Origin of the sequence: Mergibacter septicus, assembly GCF_003265225.1 — a bacterium.
Classification (GTDB): Bacteria; Pseudomonadota; Gammaproteobacteria; order Enterobacterales; family Pasteurellaceae; genus Mergibacter; species Mergibacter septicus.
The window spans coordinates 1,841,006-1,856,433 of the sequence record NZ_CP022013.1; the positions used below are offsets into that span (position 1 = coordinate 1,841,006).

A 15,428-nucleotide genomic window follows, 5' to 3' on the forward strand; every position below is an offset into this window, starting at 1 on the left:
CATTTAGAGATTATTTCTTTCAATGGTTTATTTTTTTATGTTTAGATTTTAATTTTTTATTAAATGACCTTTAAATTTGTGTTTTTTTATAGTAGATTATTAAAAATAGAAAGAAAATGTTTAAATAAAATAGATAAGTTTAATTAATATGGATACTAATAAGGTAAAAGTTATTTCAGATTTAATTGAGAAAAATCAACGGATATTCAAGATTCCTGTATATCAGAGAAATTATGATTGGAGAGAAGAGCAATGCCGGAAACTTTTTAATGATATTATTCAAGCTTATAAAAATGATAGAAAGCATTTTTTAGGAATATTGGTATATATTAAAGGGAGTGTGGATACTTCAACTTTATCAGAAGTTTTAGTTGTAGATGGTCAACAACGATTAACAACTTTATATATTTTATTAAAAGTTTTATTAGATTGTGCTGAAAATAATAAGAATGAGAGTGTTTATAATGAAGTAAAAGAATATATCTATAATAGGAGATGTTCAGAAGAATTTAAAATTAAATTAAAACCAATTCAAGCAGATAATATCCAGTTGAAAAAGTTAATGGAAAATAAATTTGATGAAATGTTATCAACTTCTAATATAACAAGAAATTATAAATTTTTTAATGAGATAATAAAAGAATCAGATGACTTAGAGTTAAGAGATATCTTAGATGGAATGAAAAAATTAGAGATGGTTGAAATTATTCTGGATAAGTCTAGTGGAGATGATGCTCAAATAATTTTTGAGAGTATTAATTCTACAGGATTAGAGTTGACATTAGCTGACTTAATTAGGAATTTCTTATTAATGGATGATTGTAATCAAGATCGTTTATATCAAGAGTATTGGTTATTTATAGAAGATAAAATTGGACATGATGAGGTTGAAGAGTTTTTAATCCAATATTTAAATTCTAGAAGTACAAATAAGATAACTAGAAAAAATGCCTATGAAAAATTTAAGATTTATTATAATAATAATTTTGATAAGCATGAAGCTATATTAGAAGAATTAAAGAAATATTCTAAGTATTATGCAGCATTTATTGGTAAAAAATCAGCTTATTCTGATGAGATTAATTATTTATTAAATAGTTTTCAAGTTTTAGAACAAACAACAATTTATTCTTTTTTGTTTAGAGTATTTGAAGACCATGAAAATAGGAATTTATCTGATTATGATTTAATACGAATCCTTACTTTTTTAAGAAGTTATAGTATAAGGCGAATTGTGTGTGAAATTCCATCTAATAGTCTTAGAGGATTTTATAATGGGTTATATGATAGAATTATTAAGAATATTGAAGGATCATTTTATGTAAAGTTAGTACAACTAATTTCAGAATTAAATACAAAAGATAGAATACTTGATGATGAAGAATTTAAAAGCTCTTTAATATATAAAGACTTATATAAAAAGGTAGCTTGTAAGTATCTTCTTTCGGAGATTGAAAACCACACTAAAGAAAAAATCGATCTATCTAATCTAAATATAGAGCATATCTTACCACAAAAAGAGAATTCAATTATATGGAAAAAAGAAATAGGTGGTAATTATAATGAGGTATATGAAAAATATCTTCATACTTTAGGAAATCTTACTATTACTGGGCACAATAGTGAATTAGGGACAAAGAAATTTTCTGAAAAGAAAAGGATAATAAAAGATAATTCTAAAGCAAATATCCTAAATAAGGATATTATTTCCGCTGATTGTTGGAATGAAAAAGTAATATTAGATAGGGCAAATAGATTATCTGATATTATTATTGAGCTATTTAATTATGAAAAAGTAGATCTAAATTATAAATCTGAAAAAAATGATGAGTTAGTCAAGATAAATGATAATTTGTCTTTAAGAAAGACAAAACCATATAAATTTGTTTTCTTAGGAGAAGAAATTTCAGTTAAGACTTATGTGGAGTTGTTAGATAAGTTTATTAATTTATTATATGAAATTAAACCAGATTTATTAAGAAAATTAGCTAAACAAGAATATATGATGACTAATTCGAATAGTATCTATATTGGATATGAACCATCTAAAATTAGAAAAGCGAGAGAAATTAGTAATTCGGGAATTTTCTATGAGTCAAATCTTAGTTCTGAATATATAATGATGTTTGTAAAAAAATTAATAGTAATTAGTGGATTTGATATTGAAGATTTTGAATTTGGGATAAAGATAAATTAGTAAATATATTCTTAGTAGTAAGTAAAATAACAACCCAATTTTATTAATTAAAATTTGGTTGTTATTTTAGGTTATTTCCTATTGATTTCTACTAGGAGCTTTAAATCTTTTCTTCTGGATTAATCATATTATGTATACTGAATTAATACTTTTAGAATTTTAAATGAGAAAAAACCAGCATAATTACTGGTTTTATTCAAAGTTATTTTATCCTTACTGCTTTTCACTATCATACCACCCACGGATAAATTGGACGGTGAAGAAGAATAAAATTAATAAGATGATATAGAGTATATAGCTAACGATTGGGTGTGATGGGGTGGTATCAGAATTAACCGCTTTTAGCGTTGTAATATTTGGAAATTCATCGATTAATGTTAAACGCCAACCGTAATATTTGACTTGTACCCATTGTTTTTCGTTAGCAAATCCTTGGGCTTGAGCCTGTAAATTAGCGGAATCAAATTTGAAGTAGAATGGAAAGCCCCAGCGAGTATCTTCGTTGCGATAGACCACAACATCGTTTGTATTTGGGTTTTGGGTATAGATGTAATAGACATCACGAGTTGGACCATCTGCAGGGTTAGCTTTACTAATGGGACCGTCTTTATCAACTCGTTTTACTTCTACGCCTGTAATTTGGGTGATGTTATAGCTTGGAAAAATATAGTTAATTCCAAACCCAAGGGTTATATAGAAACAAAGGGCAAAAAGTAGGAAAAAACGTTTTAGATATAAGCGAAATGTTGATGGTTGTTGCATAATTTTCCCTTATTAAGCTAATGGTAATTTAAATAATTTCACTGCATTTTCGGTGGTAATTTTAGCCATTTCTTCCAATGTAATGCCTTTTAGACTAGCGACATATTCGCAAACTTCCCGTACATAAGCAGGCTGATTTTGCTTACCACGATATGGAACAGGGGCAAGATAAGGAGAATCAGTTTCGACTAATAGACGATCTAGTGGGACATTGCGAATAACTTGGCGAATTTCTTCTGCATTTTTAAAAGTAATAATCCCTGAAACAGAGATATAAAAACCGAGATCAAGGGCTTGTTCGGCAAACCATTGATTTTCTGTAAAGCAGTGAATTACACCACCGCAACGTTCGGCGTGGTTATCTTTTAAGATTTGAATGGTGTCTTCTCGGGCTGAACGTGTGTGAATAATCACTGGTTTATGCAGTCGGTTGGCGATTTCAATTTGTTGTGCGAAAGCGTCTTGCTGTTGTGTTTTATTTTCTTGGCTGTAATAGTAATCTAAACCAATTTCTCCAATCGCAACCACTTTCGGATCTTGTGCCAGTTGTTCTAATGAAATAGGATCAAACGGTTCATCATCTAAGTCTAAAGGGTGAACACCACAGGAAAGAGAGACTTCAGGGTGGTTATTCAGTTGTTGTCGTAATTGACGAAAACGGCTTAAGGTAACTCCAATACTGAGAAGGTGTTGTACCCCACGTTGTTTGGCTTTTTCGATAACATCATCAAGATTTTGATGTAAATTTTCATAATCTAACGCATCAAGATGACAGTGAGAATCAACAAGAAAGAATTTATTCATTAAATATTTCCATAAGTAGTTTAGTGAGGCCGTCAATTAAAATGAGTTCTTGATTAACGGCATTGATATTGACGAGCTCGGTACGCATTTGTTGGGCGATCTCGACTGCTCGTAATAATTTTTGTTGGTGGTAACCTTGACTTAATTTTACTACACCTGATGCCAAATCGGCACAAATCCACCCTTGATTGATACCTAATCTTGCTTTTAAAGCATCACTTAAAAAGGCAATGATCCAATCTAATTGAGTGAGGATCAGCTCTATTTCAAAATGAGGAAGCAGTAGATTAAGGTTTTTCTTCTGTGTAAATAACCAAAATTGGCGTAAAAAATGAAGTCGTTTTTCTAACTGGTTTTGTTGTATAAAGTGTAAAGTAGTTAATGGACGAAATTGGTTGATCCGCAATGCTGTGTTAAGTTGTGCTGGCGTTTGGGATAAACCTTGTTGTTGTAACCATTCCATCGAGGTTTGCGGATTTGGGGTTGATAGAGTGTAACTTTGGCAACGACTATAGATGGTTGGTAGGATAGGATAAGCAAGATCTGCTTGTAATAAGAAATAACAACCAGAAACGGGTTCTTCAAGGGTTTTCAAGAGGGCATTAGCACCAGCTTCACTGAGCTTTTCTAAGCCTTGCAACCAAACAACTTTATTTCCGCCTAGATGTGAATGTTGGTAAAGTTTCTCATTAATTTCTCGAACCTGTTCTACTCCAATGGTTTTCGTTTCCAATGGTTGTAAAAGATAAAAATCAGGGTGGTGGTGTTGAAGAAATAAATGGCAACTTTGGCACTGATGGCAGATGGTATTTGCTTGTGGCTTTTGACAGAGCAACCAAGCTGCAAGCTGTTGAAGTAAGGCTTCTGCTCCTATACCTGTTTCGGTTTTAAATAATAAGGCATGATGTCCTCGCCCTTGGAGAAAGGTATCTAGGATTTTTTGATATAGCGTCTGTTGCCAAGGATAGAGATCAATCATACTGCATTGCCTTTCTGTTACGATTAAGGATCTTTGGTGAAATTTAGTCTATTTTCTGCTTATTTTGCGACTTTTCCTACTTTTTTTAACCATTTAGTGAGTGCATCTTCAATTTGGTTGCTGACTTGTTCTAATGGTTTTTCAGCTTGAATAGTAACACATTTAGGGTTATTGCTAACTAATTCTAAGTAACGTTGGCGAGTACGTTGAAAAAAGGTTAATTGTTGTTGTTCAATACGATCAAGTTCACCACGGTTTTTTGCACGTGTTAAACCAATTTGTGGATCGAGATCGAGGTAAAGTGTCAGATCAGGTTCAAAATCACCAAGAACCGTTTGTTTGAGGGTGGTTAGAAGTTGTTGATCTATCTGGCGACCACCACCTTGATAGGCTTGAGAAGAAAGATCGTGGCGATCGCCTATTACCCAACGACCAGCTTGCAATGCAGGTTTAATCACGTTCTCTACTAGCTGTACTCTTGCTGCATATAGCATTAATAATTCCGCCATATCTGTTACTGGTTCGTTAGGATCGCCGTGTTTGATTAGAGTACGGAGTTTCTCTGCTAATGGTGTTCCACCGGGTTCTCGTGTAAAGCAGACGTCTTCAATGCCGTATTTTTTAAGTGTATTGACAACGGTTTGGTGGGCGGTGGTCTTACCTGCACCTTCAAGCCCTTCCAGAACGATAAATTTCCCTAATTCCATTGATTAAATCCTGCTTGCTATTCATTATTTTTGACTGCGATACCAACGTAAATAGCGTTGTACCGCTTGATTATGTTCTCTCAACGTTTTACTGAAAGTATGCCCGCCACTGCCATTTGCGACAAAGTAAAGATAATCCGTGTTAGCAGGGTGAGCCACTGCTAAGAGAGAGGCTTCACTTGGCATTGCAATTGGAGTTGGGGGCAATCCCTCAATCACATAAGTATTATATTCCGTTGGCGTCGTGAGATCCTTTTTCCGCAGATTGCCTTGATAATTATCCCCCATACCGTAAATAACGGTTGGATCGGTTTGTAATTTCATTCCTCGCTTTAAACGATTAATAAAAACAGAAGCGATAGTTGGGCGTTCGGCATTGATCCCTGTTTCTTTTTCAACAATAGAGGCTAAGATTAAGAGTTGATAAGGCGTTTTCAGTGGTAGATCAGCCTCTCTTTCTTGCCAAATTTCCGCTAATCTCGTTTGCATATGTTGGCTAGCTCGTTGTAATAACGCTAAATCCGTTGAGTTAGGGCTATAATGATAAGTATCTGGATAGAGCCAACCTTCAATTTTTTGCTGTTGCGGATCAGCGGTTTTTGGTAAGTTTAATAAATTATAAATTTCACTTTCACTCTTATCGGTTAGCGTCTGGCGTAAATAAGGACTATTTTTTAATTTATTTAACCATTGTTTTGTGGTTGTGCCTTCAACCATTTGAAAAGTTAGTTGTACTTCTTTTCCACTATGAATCCGTTCTAAGAGTTGTTGTAATGACTGTAGATTTTCCAGAGAATATGTTCCTGCTTTGAGACTATACTGCGGATAACGTTTTAATAACCACGGTAAGAGCGTTGAATTCGAAACAATTTTTTCGCTAACTAATTGTTGGGTAAACGCTTTAGGGGTGGTACCACGTTTGATCTCAATTAATTGTTGTGGAGTAGCGGTAATAGGTTCTGCTAATAAGCGTTTAAATTGTTGTTCTAACCAAAAAAAACCGCCTGTAAGACAGGTGATGATCAAGATGATACTTAGAAAAACAATACCTAAGATTTTTTTCATTGATTATCTCTATATGATTGTTTATTTACAAAGGGGCAAGCCATTAAATGGTGGCAGTTTAACATAAATCGTTGAGTTAAACTCAAAAGTGTCAAAAAAACGGCATTGAATGCCGTCTTTTGGTCTATTTTTCACTATTTACGCTTGGCTGGCTTGTTGTAATGCTTGAGTTAAGTCGGCTTTGAGATCTTCGACATTTTCTAAACCGACAGAAAAACGTAATAATCGGTTACAAATCCCACGAGCTAATCGTTCTTGTACTGGAATATCCATATGAGTTTGTGTTGCAGGGTAGGTGATAAAACTTTCTGTTCCACCTAAACTTTCAGCAAAAGTGATTAATTTTAAGGCTTTTAAGAAAGGATTAACCCACTGTTCTTGTTGTAAACGAAAAGAGATCATACCGCCTTTATTAGGATATAACACACTTTCAATTTCTACTTGTTGAGCTAAAAATTCGGCAAGGATTTTGGCATTTTGCTGGTGTCGTTCCATTCTTAAGCTAAGCGTTTTTAAACCACGGATAGCCAGAAAAGCATCAAAAGGAGATAAAACAGCCCCAGCACCGTTTTGAATATAGAATAAGCGTTCACACAGTTCAGCACCTTTAGCCACTACTAAGCCGGCTAATACATCATTATGCCCTGAGAGGTATTTTGTCGCACTATGGAGGACAATATCTGCACCTAGTTCTAATGGTCGGCATAAAACTGGGGTTAAAAATGTATTGTCAACGATGAGGAGTAGCCCCTTTGCTTTCGCAAGTTTAGCAATAGCAGCAATATCACATTCTTCCATTAATGGATTAGAAGGTGTTTCAATAAAAATAGCTTTGGTATTTGAGGTGATAGCTTGTTCAATTGCGGGTAAAGAAGCCGTATTTACATAGACAGGTTTAACACCGTGGTTGTTTTTACAGCAAAAATCGAGTAAGCGATAAGTTCCACCATAGACATCTCTTGAAATAATCCATTCATCAGGTGCTTTAAAAAGCGACATAACTAGCTGAATTGCTGCCATACCAGAAGCACAGGCAAAGCCTTGATCACCTTTTTCTAAAGCGGCAATCCCTTGTTCTAAAACGGTGCGAGTAGGGTTTTTGGTGCGAGTGTAATCATAACCAGTGGATTCACCAATGCCATGGTGTCGATAAGCTGTGGAGAGATAAATCGGGGTTGAAACTGCCCCTGTACGGTCATCAGTACGATTACCCAGTTGAGCGAGGAGAGTATCAATTGTGTAAGTAGTATGTTGTTGTGTCATTTTGTTGCCTTTCTTGTTATAGCGGAGGAAGTATGAATGTTTTTATATTTATGTTGTGTAATAGATCAAAAAAGCCATTGAATTGCAATGGCTTTTGGTAAAATCTAAATTTAGATCGATTTCTCAATAAAGGCGGTTAATTGTGCCTTAGGTAATGCACCTACTTGGGTAGCGACAGCTTTGCCATCTTTAAAAACAATAAGGGTTGGAATGCTACGCACACCTAAGCTTGCAGGGGTTTTTTGGTTTTCATCAATGTTTAATTTAACGATTTTTACCTTTCCGTTAAATTCTTCTGCTAAGTCGTCTAAGATAGGTGCGATTGCACGACAAGGTCCACACCACGGTGCCCAAAGATCTAATAAAACTGGAATATCAGATTTAATAACGTCATCATCAAATTTTGCATCAGATGTATAGATAATTTTATCACTCATATTCATAGTCCTTTTTGAGTTAAATAATTGTTAAGATTTTTTTAATGATTTGAAATCATATTCACGGTCAGTATAGCATAGCTTTTTAGTAGAAAAAAAAGTGTAAAAAAATTGGATAAGGTGATTTTGATAAAAGCTAAGACGATAACACATTTATTATGCAATATATTTCCTATTATCCCGACTTATTTTCGATCTTTCTCGCAAAAGAAAAGGCATAACTTGTATTTAGTGTGATTTTTTTTATCTTGCTTATTAATTAAATACAAGGATAGATAATGCAAGATGAAAGAAGGGTTTACGCTATTTGAAGGATTAACTTTATTGTTAATTTTAACTTTAATTACGTTATTGAGTCAGCCTTATTGGTATAACATTAATCAACGATTGGTACGTTCTATTGATGAAAAGCGTTTATTGCTATTTTTACGTGTTATTCAAAGTCAAGCCAATACTCAAAATACAGATTATCAGCTACGAGTGAGTCGAGATCTATTACAAGGTCGTTGGTGTTTGAGTGCCCAATTAAGCAATCAACCGCCTTGTAATTGTTTGCAAAAGGAGCGTTGCCTTAATCAACAAGTGAGTATCTATTTTCCCCATTCAGCGGCAAGAACGATGGTTGTAAGTAATAACTATTTTCCGAAAGAGCATATTTATTTTTATGGTAAACGTAATACGATTAAAGCCGCTAATTTAAGTGTACAAGCTGAGAATTATCAACGTGTTTTGCGTTTTGCGGATAATGGGCGAATTCGTCTAGAGTAAAAAATTATGTTAGTCAGATCCTTTAATACCACTGGTCATAAGTTAGGAATAACCTTAGTTGAAGTGATGCTTTCATTAGGGTTGAGCTCACTCCTTTTATTATCAATAAGCCACCTAATTAGTTATCACTACCAACGTTTAACGTATTTATATACCCAATTAGAATTGCAATTAGTAATACATAAAGTCGCAGAATTAATAGGTAAGGATTTACAACGAAGTGGTTTTAACCCTTCAAGTAAGGCAAAAATGATAGCAGATCAAGAAAAAGATACGTTGAGCTTAGAATTACCGAAAAGTATTGATAGAACGGCGTATCAGTGTGTGTTATTTAACTATCAAGCAACATCTTTCGGTTATCGTTTTGACAGTAGAAATATTCGTACTTTTGATAGTAGAGAAGGCGTAATTCCAACTTGTCAGCAACAAAACTTATATTGGAAAAGATTAATTGATGATAGGTATTATCAGATTACAGATTTTTCTTTAGAGCCAATTCAAGGTGCTAAGCATCGGGGAATTCGGTTGAAAATTGTGGCTAAATTAAAGCATAAATTAGCATTTATATATGAATTTGAAAGTATTATTCCACTTTTAAATCAGTAGGTTTTTATGCGAAATCATCATCAAGGTTATATTAATTTATTTCCGCTATTATTTTTAATCAGTCTATTACCATTAATTTTTCTAGCTTATCAGCAAGATCTGAGTTTTTATCGAACAATTTTGGGGCAAAGATACCAGTATTTAAAACAGAAACATCTTTTTTATCAAGGGCTTGAACTCGCAACTAAAGATCCAGCTCAAGTTTGTCAGAAAGAGGGAAAAAATGTTTTGATCTATCAGGGCGAAAACACAGGGTATTTTGTTGTCTGTCAAAAAATAATTGTACCTGCTAGTGAAGGAAGATTGAAATCTACTATTGAATGGCGGTTAGTTGAGAGGAGTCTTAGTGATTTTTAATTTTTATCAAAATGGTAGCAGTAGTGTATCGATCTTATTAGCGATCTCATTATTTTCATTTTTGTGTTTGAGTGTACAACAGGGATTGAATGTACAGCAGCAACAAGCCAGTGAAATTTATCAACGTTATCAGGCGATTCAGATTGCTGAAAATCAGTTAAACCGACAGTATTTAGGGTTAGAGTGTGAAAATCAACGTATACAGAATGGGATTCGTTTTCAGATTAGTTGTGATCAGCAGGTTACGGTAACTTACCCTTTAGGTGTGATTAAGGTACGGTAGTATCGTTGAGCAGAAATATTTAGTTAGTCGTTTAGATAAACTGTTAAAATATACCTTCAACGATCAGGAGAGAATACAGTGTTTCGTCTTTACTACTCAAATTATTTAGAAACTCAGAAAGAGATATTGTTCCATCTCATTCAACAACAACCATTAAAAGATCCTTTTGCCAAAGAAGTTATTTTGGTTCAGAGTCAAGGTATGGGGCAATGGTTACAGTTACAGTTTGCACAACAGCAAGGAATAGTTGCCAATCTTGAATTTTTGATGCCAGCGAGTTTTATTTGGCGATGTTATAGTGGCATTGATCCGTTGGTAAAAGATAATTTTGCATCAGTAGATCAATTTCAAAAAGAATTAATTAGTTGGCGTTTGATGCGTTTAATTCCGCAACATTTAGAAAAGATCGAGTTTGCGGGATTACGATCTTATTTGGTGGCAGAGAAATCAGAAGCAAATCAAATTCATTTACTTGATCAAGAGAAGTTATTTCAATTAGCCAATAAAATTGCCGATCTTTTTGTACAATATTTGGTGTACAGATTGGATTGGATTAGTTTATGGGAAGAGAGTGAAGAGCAACAGTTAATTCAACAGTTACATCATCAATTAGGTGAGAACAAAAATCCTATCTTTAATCAAAATATTGAGAATGATGTACGTTGGCAAGCGATTTTATGGCGTAGTTTGGTTGAAGATATTCGACAACAATATTCATATCAAAGCGGTGTTGAACAAACAAGGGTATGGCATCGGGCAAATTTACAACAACATTATTTACAACAATTAGTAGATCGGAAAAATGAGGCTTTAATTAAACAAAGTTTACCACAGCGTGTTTTTGTTTTTGGTATTTCCGCATTGCCACAAATCTTTTTAGAAACTTTGCGTCAACTAGGTGAATATATTGAGGTTCATCTTTTTTTCAATAGCCCTAGCCCTTATTATTGGGGGGATATTGTTGATCCCCATTATTTGAATAAGTTACGGAGTAGTCAATTAAATAGATTTCGCCCTGAACAGTTACACCGTTTAGAACAACAAGAATATGAGATTTCTACATTTAATGAACAATTACAAGTTGGGCACCCATTATTATCCGCTTGGGGTAAATTAGGGCGAGATTTCTTATATTTATTAGCAGAGACAGATGTAAATGGCATAGAAGGGTATGCACCACCAAGTGGTGATACTTTATTAAGCCAACTGAAACGGCAAATTTATAATTTGTCTGCAACGCCACAGGAGCAACAACTCTTTTTTAGTCCAGCGGATAAGTCAATTAGTTTTCATGCTTGTCATTCGGCAATGCGAGAAGTCGAAGTTTTACACGATCATTTATTACAGTTATTTGAACAAGATCCAACTTTAACGCCAAGAGATATTATTGTAATGGTGCCAGATATTGATTATTACACGCCTTATATTCAGGCGGTATTTTCACAATATCAGGCTAGGTTGAATGATAAACGGGCTATCCCGTATGCCATTTCTGATCGGAAATTAACTGAAAGTGATTTGGTGATTTCTGCATTTTTACAGCTATTTTCCTTAGGAGAAAGTGAATTTAATGCTGAAGAAATTTTAGAATTGTTGGATATTGAACCTATCAGAATGAATTTTGGAATTGATGGGCAGGATATTGATAGGCTTCGTAACTGGCTAGATTTAACAGGGATTCGTTTTGGTTTAGATAAGTTTGAAACTAACCAACCGCCTAATTATAACTCTTGGCAGAATGGTTTAGAGCGAATGCTACTTGGTTATGCGATGCGAGAGCAACAAGGTATTTGGCAAGATACACTAGCTTTTGATTTTAGTACAGGCTTGCAGGCTAAGTTAGCTGGTAATTTATATCATTTTATCAGCGTATTAAAACAATGGCGGCAAGTGCTATTGCAACCACTTACGGCTTTGCAGTGGCAAGATGAAATTTTCACTATGCTGAATCAATTTTTTGTTGAATCAAGTAAGAATGAGGCGTTAGCTGAGGTTAAATTGTTTATCCGTGAGAATGTATTAGCGGTTTTACAACAAGCGGAACAGACCAATTATCAGCAACCATTATCAGCGAATGTAATACAACAATTACTTGCGAATAAATTAAATGAACAGGTAAATAATCACCATTTTTTAATGGGAAAAGTCAATTTTTGTACCTTGATGCCAATGCGTGCAATTCCCTTTAAAGTAATCTGTTTGTTAGGAATGAATGATGGTGATTTTCCACGTCAGGTTCTACCAAATAGTTTTGATTTGATGCAATACCTGCCACGTAAAGGTGATCGTTCTCGCCGAGAAGATGATAGTTATCTTTTTCTTGAAGCGTTGTTATCCGCACAAGAACGTTTGTATATTAGTTATATTGGACGTTCTATAACAAATAATACAGAAAAAGAACCTGCAGTACCTGTTAGTCGGTTATTAGATTATTTGACAGATAATATTCAGAGTGAGCAGTCAGTAAGAACACAATTATTAACAATTTATCCAATGACGGTTTTTAGTCCGAATAATTTTATCCAACCGCATTTTTCCTATGCAAAAGAGTGGTTATTACCACAGCAAAAAAATCAATTAGCAGATTTTGTTCAACCTATTGCGGAAGAAAATTGTTCACAAGTCGAGATCACTCTCGATCAATTAATCGCATTTGTTTGTTCTCCCATCAGTTATTTTTTTGAACAAAGATTAGGGGTGTCATTTTATCAACGGGAGCAAGAGTTAGCAGGTAACGAGTATTTTCATCTTGATACATTGGTTAATTATTGGTTGACAGAAGAATTGCTGGATAATCCTCAGCAATGGCAATATTTTGCCGAGAATGCAGAGCATAAAGGAATGTTACCACGAGGTGGTTTTACCGAGGTGGCAAAACAGCGGTTATATAGCGAGATTGATCCTTTATTAGTAGCGATACAGCCTTATCGTTCTCAAACTATTTCTAGCGTAGATGTTAACTTAATTTTTGATAATCTGGATTCATATGTTCAGTTAAGTGGTCGTTTAACTTCACTTTTTAATCATAAGCAAGTTTATTGGCGAGCAGGGAAAATAAGAGAACGAGATCAATTAAGTTGTTGGATTAAGTATCTTGTTTATATTTGTCAAAATGCGGTAACGGCAACAAATATCGCAATACCCACCCCACTTTTTATTGGTAGAGAGAAAGATAAAGTCGTTTATTTTGAATTTAAGGCGATTGAACCAAAGCAAGCAAAAGAGCAACTCGAGATTTATTTGCACGCTTATTTGCAAGCACAAAAACAGCTACCATTAATTCCAACCTATGAGTTGGCTCATTATCATAAGTTAGTAGAAAAAGAATCTAGTAGTGATTATGAGTGGTCAAGCTATCTTTCTACTCAAACTGAAGATCATCGTAGTGGTATTTATTGGCAACGCACTTTACAGCAAACTCAACAACCCGATACGGAATATTTTAAACAACTTTTTACCAGTTGGTTTGCTTTAATGCTAGATAAGAAAAAATAAAAATAAGCCCTGATAAAAATCAGGGCGATGGTAGAAATAACATCATTTAGAGGAGTTTTGCCGCTACTAAGGCGTTTTCAACAATGGCTTGAGCAGATTCACTTAACAGTGTCAGTGGTAGGCGTAGAGTAGGTTCATCAATTAAACCTAAACGGTAGCACGCCCATTTTACTGGAATAGGGTTTGATTCAACAAAAAGATGGCGATGTAAAGTCATTAGACGTTGGTTAATCTGTTCTGCTTTGGCAAAATCACCAGCTAATGCGGCGTGGCACATTTCTGCCATATCGCTAGCGGCAATATTATTTGTGACTGAAATTACCCCTTCCCCTCCAGCTTTAATGGCATCTAAAGCTGTTGCATCATCACCACTTAATACAATGAAATCTTTTCCTGCGAGTGCTTTAATTTTTTGTACACGGCTAACATCACCAGTCGCTTCTTTAATGCCGACAATATTGTCAATTTGCGCTAAACGTCCGATTGTTTCAGGGAGAAGATCACTGCCAGTTCGACCGGGTACGTTATATAAAATTTGTGGAATGGTTGTACATTCAGCGATTGCTTTAAAATGTTGGTACATACCTTCTTGGGTAGGTTTGTTGTAGTAAGGTACAACACTGAGGCAACCTGCAACGCCACTATTATTAAGCAATTTCGTCATTGTTATGGCTTCACTAGTCGCATTTGCCCCCGTACCTGCAATAACAGGAATACGCCCATCAGCAAATTCTACGGTTTTCAAAATAGTTTTAATATTTTCTTCAATACTTAATGTTGCTGATTCCCCAGTAGTACCGACTGAAACAATCGCATCTGTGCCATTTTCGATATGATAATTAACTAATTTTTTAAGTTGCCCAAAATTGACTTCTCCTGATTTATCAAATGGTGTCACTAATGCAACGATACTTCCAGAAAATAGGGGTTTTTGGTCTGCCATAAATACTCCTGTTTTAATGTGTTATTTTTACAGTTTGCTATTCGACATCTTATCCAAAATAAGAAGGTTGTGGACTAGGATTGCCAAAAATCCCTGATATTGCAAGCGTTTTTTATACTTTCTTTCGATTAAAATTGGTTTAAAATTATTTTATTAATTGAAATAACTCAATTAGAATGACGGTGGTTGAGAAATAGGAGGAAAAAATTATGCAAAGATTAACAGTTGGTGATCTTGCACCAGATTTTACTTTATTAGATCAAGATCAAACCCCAGTACACTTAAAAGATATCTTACAACAAGGTAAAAAAGTGCTGGTCTATTTTTATCCTAAAGCATTAACGCCGGGTTGTACTGTACAGGCTTGTGCGATTCGAGATTATAAAGCAGAATTTGATCAGCGAGGTGTGGTGGTTTTAGGAATTAGCCCTGATTTACCTTCAAAATTAAGTAGTTTTACTGAGAAGAAAACACTTAATTTTACGTTACTTTCAGATCCAGACCATCAAGTCGCCGAGGCTTTTGGTGTTTGGGGAGAAAAGAAATTTATGGGGAAAACTTATGATGGTATTCATCGTGTTAGTTTTCTGATTAATGCTAATGGTGAGGTTGAACAGGTATTTGAAAAATTTAAAACGAAGGATCACCATCAGCTTGTATTAGATTTTTTAACTAGACAATAATCTAGGTTTAATTAAAAAATAAAAAGTTAAAGGCTACATTTGTAAAATGTAGCCTTTATTATGGGGGGGGTTAATCTGG

15 protein-coding genes are annotated in these 15,428 nt (G+C 34.4%); 7 read left to right on the plus strand and 8 right to left on the minus strand.

Annotated features, from left to right (window positions below; genetic code table 11):
- The first annotated feature begins 148 nt into the window (after positions 1-148).
- Positions 149-2,197: a DUF262 domain-containing protein gene (locus CEP47_RS08660; protein WP_261920026.1), complete on the plus strand. Its 2,049-nt coding sequence runs from the start codon at positions 149-151 to the stop codon at positions 2,195-2,197.
- 213 nt (positions 2,198-2,410) lie between these two features.
- On the opposite strand, the gene CEP47_RS08665 is transcribed toward CEP47_RS08660, so the two are convergent.
- From CEP47_RS08665 to trxA, 7 genes are all read right to left on the minus strand, one after another.
- On the minus strand, positions 2,411-2,959 hold the full coding sequence (locus CEP47_RS08665) for a DUF1523 family protein (protein ID WP_261920025.1): 549 nt from the start codon (positions 2,957-2,959) through the stop codon (positions 2,411-2,413).
- 12 nt (positions 2,960-2,971) lie between these two features.
- A complete protein-coding gene (locus tag CEP47_RS08670) occupies positions 2,972-3,763 on the minus strand; it encodes a TatD family hydrolase (RefSeq protein ID WP_261920024.1) in 792 nt (263 codons plus the stop codon).
- Positions 3,756-4,742 (minus strand): DNA polymerase III subunit delta', encoded by a 987-nt coding sequence (holB, locus tag CEP47_RS08675; protein ID WP_261920023.1) that lies wholly within the window; start codon positions 4,740-4,742, stop codon positions 3,756-3,758. The genes CEP47_RS08670 and holB overlap by 8 nt, the downstream gene beginning before the upstream one ends.
- A 59-nt stretch (positions 4,743-4,801) precedes the next feature.
- The gene (gene tmk / locus CEP47_RS08680; protein ID WP_261920022.1) at positions 4,802-5,449 is read right to left on the minus strand and encodes a dTMP kinase; all 648 of its coding nucleotides are present in this window, start codon (positions 5,447-5,449) and stop codon (positions 4,802-4,804) included.
- A 24-nt stretch (positions 5,450-5,473) separates the two neighbouring features.
- Positions 5,474-6,514, minus strand: coding sequence for an endolytic transglycosylase MltG (gene mltG, locus CEP47_RS08685; RefSeq protein ID WP_261920021.1), 1,041 nt, complete (start codon positions 6,512-6,514; stop codon positions 5,474-5,476).
- Between the two features lie 138 nt (positions 6,515-6,652).
- Complete coding sequence (locus CEP47_RS08690; RefSeq protein ID WP_261920020.1) at positions 6,653-7,777, minus strand: methionine biosynthesis PLP-dependent protein; 1,125 nt, start codon at positions 7,775-7,777, stop codon at positions 6,653-6,655.
- Between the two features lie 110 nt (positions 7,778-7,887).
- A complete protein-coding gene (trxA, locus tag CEP47_RS08695; protein WP_373463111.1) occupies positions 7,888-8,220 on the minus strand; it encodes a thioredoxin in 333 nt (110 codons plus the stop codon).
- A 279-nt stretch (positions 8,221-8,499) separates the two neighbouring features.
- Between trxA and CEP47_RS08700 the strand changes: the two genes are divergently transcribed.
- The 5 genes from CEP47_RS08700 to recC all read left to right on the plus strand — a co-directional run bounded on the left by CEP47_RS08700 (position 8,500) and on the right by recC (position 13,723).
- The gene (locus CEP47_RS08700; protein WP_261920018.1) at positions 8,500-8,982 is read left to right on the plus strand and encodes a hypothetical protein; all 483 of its coding nucleotides are present in this window, start codon (positions 8,500-8,502) and stop codon (positions 8,980-8,982) included.
- Between the two features lie 6 nt (positions 8,983-8,988).
- Entirely contained in the window at positions 8,989-9,588 is a 600-nt protein-coding gene (locus CEP47_RS08705; protein WP_261920017.1) for a hypothetical protein, read from the plus strand.
- Between the two features lie 6 nt (positions 9,589-9,594).
- The gene (locus CEP47_RS08710) at positions 9,595-9,945 is read left to right on the plus strand and encodes a hypothetical protein (RefSeq protein ID WP_261920016.1); all 351 of its coding nucleotides are present in this window, start codon (positions 9,595-9,597) and stop codon (positions 9,943-9,945) included.
- Positions 9,935-10,228: a DUF5374 domain-containing protein gene (locus CEP47_RS08715; protein WP_261920015.1), complete on the plus strand. Its 294-nt coding sequence runs from the start codon at positions 9,935-9,937 to the stop codon at positions 10,226-10,228. The genes CEP47_RS08710 and CEP47_RS08715 overlap by 11 nt, the downstream gene beginning before the upstream one ends.
- Positions 10,229-10,306: 78 nt before the next feature.
- Positions 10,307-13,723 (plus strand): exodeoxyribonuclease V subunit gamma, encoded by a 3,417-nt coding sequence (gene recC / locus CEP47_RS08720; RefSeq protein WP_261920014.1) that lies wholly within the window; start codon positions 10,307-10,309, stop codon positions 13,721-13,723.
- Between the two features lie 46 nt (positions 13,724-13,769).
- Here the strand turns inward: recC and dapA are convergent, their stop codons facing one another.
- Positions 13,770-14,666, minus strand: coding sequence for a 4-hydroxy-tetrahydrodipicolinate synthase (dapA, locus tag CEP47_RS08725; RefSeq protein WP_261920013.1), 897 nt, complete (start codon positions 14,664-14,666; stop codon positions 13,770-13,772).
- A 209-nt stretch (positions 14,667-14,875) separates the two neighbouring features.
- On the opposite strand from dapA, the gene bcp reads away from it, so the two are divergent.
- The gene (bcp, locus tag CEP47_RS08730) at positions 14,876-15,349 is read left to right on the plus strand and encodes a thioredoxin-dependent thiol peroxidase (RefSeq protein ID WP_261920012.1); all 474 of its coding nucleotides are present in this window, start codon (positions 14,876-14,878) and stop codon (positions 15,347-15,349) included.
- The last annotated feature ends 79 nt before the right edge of the window (positions 15,350-15,428 follow it).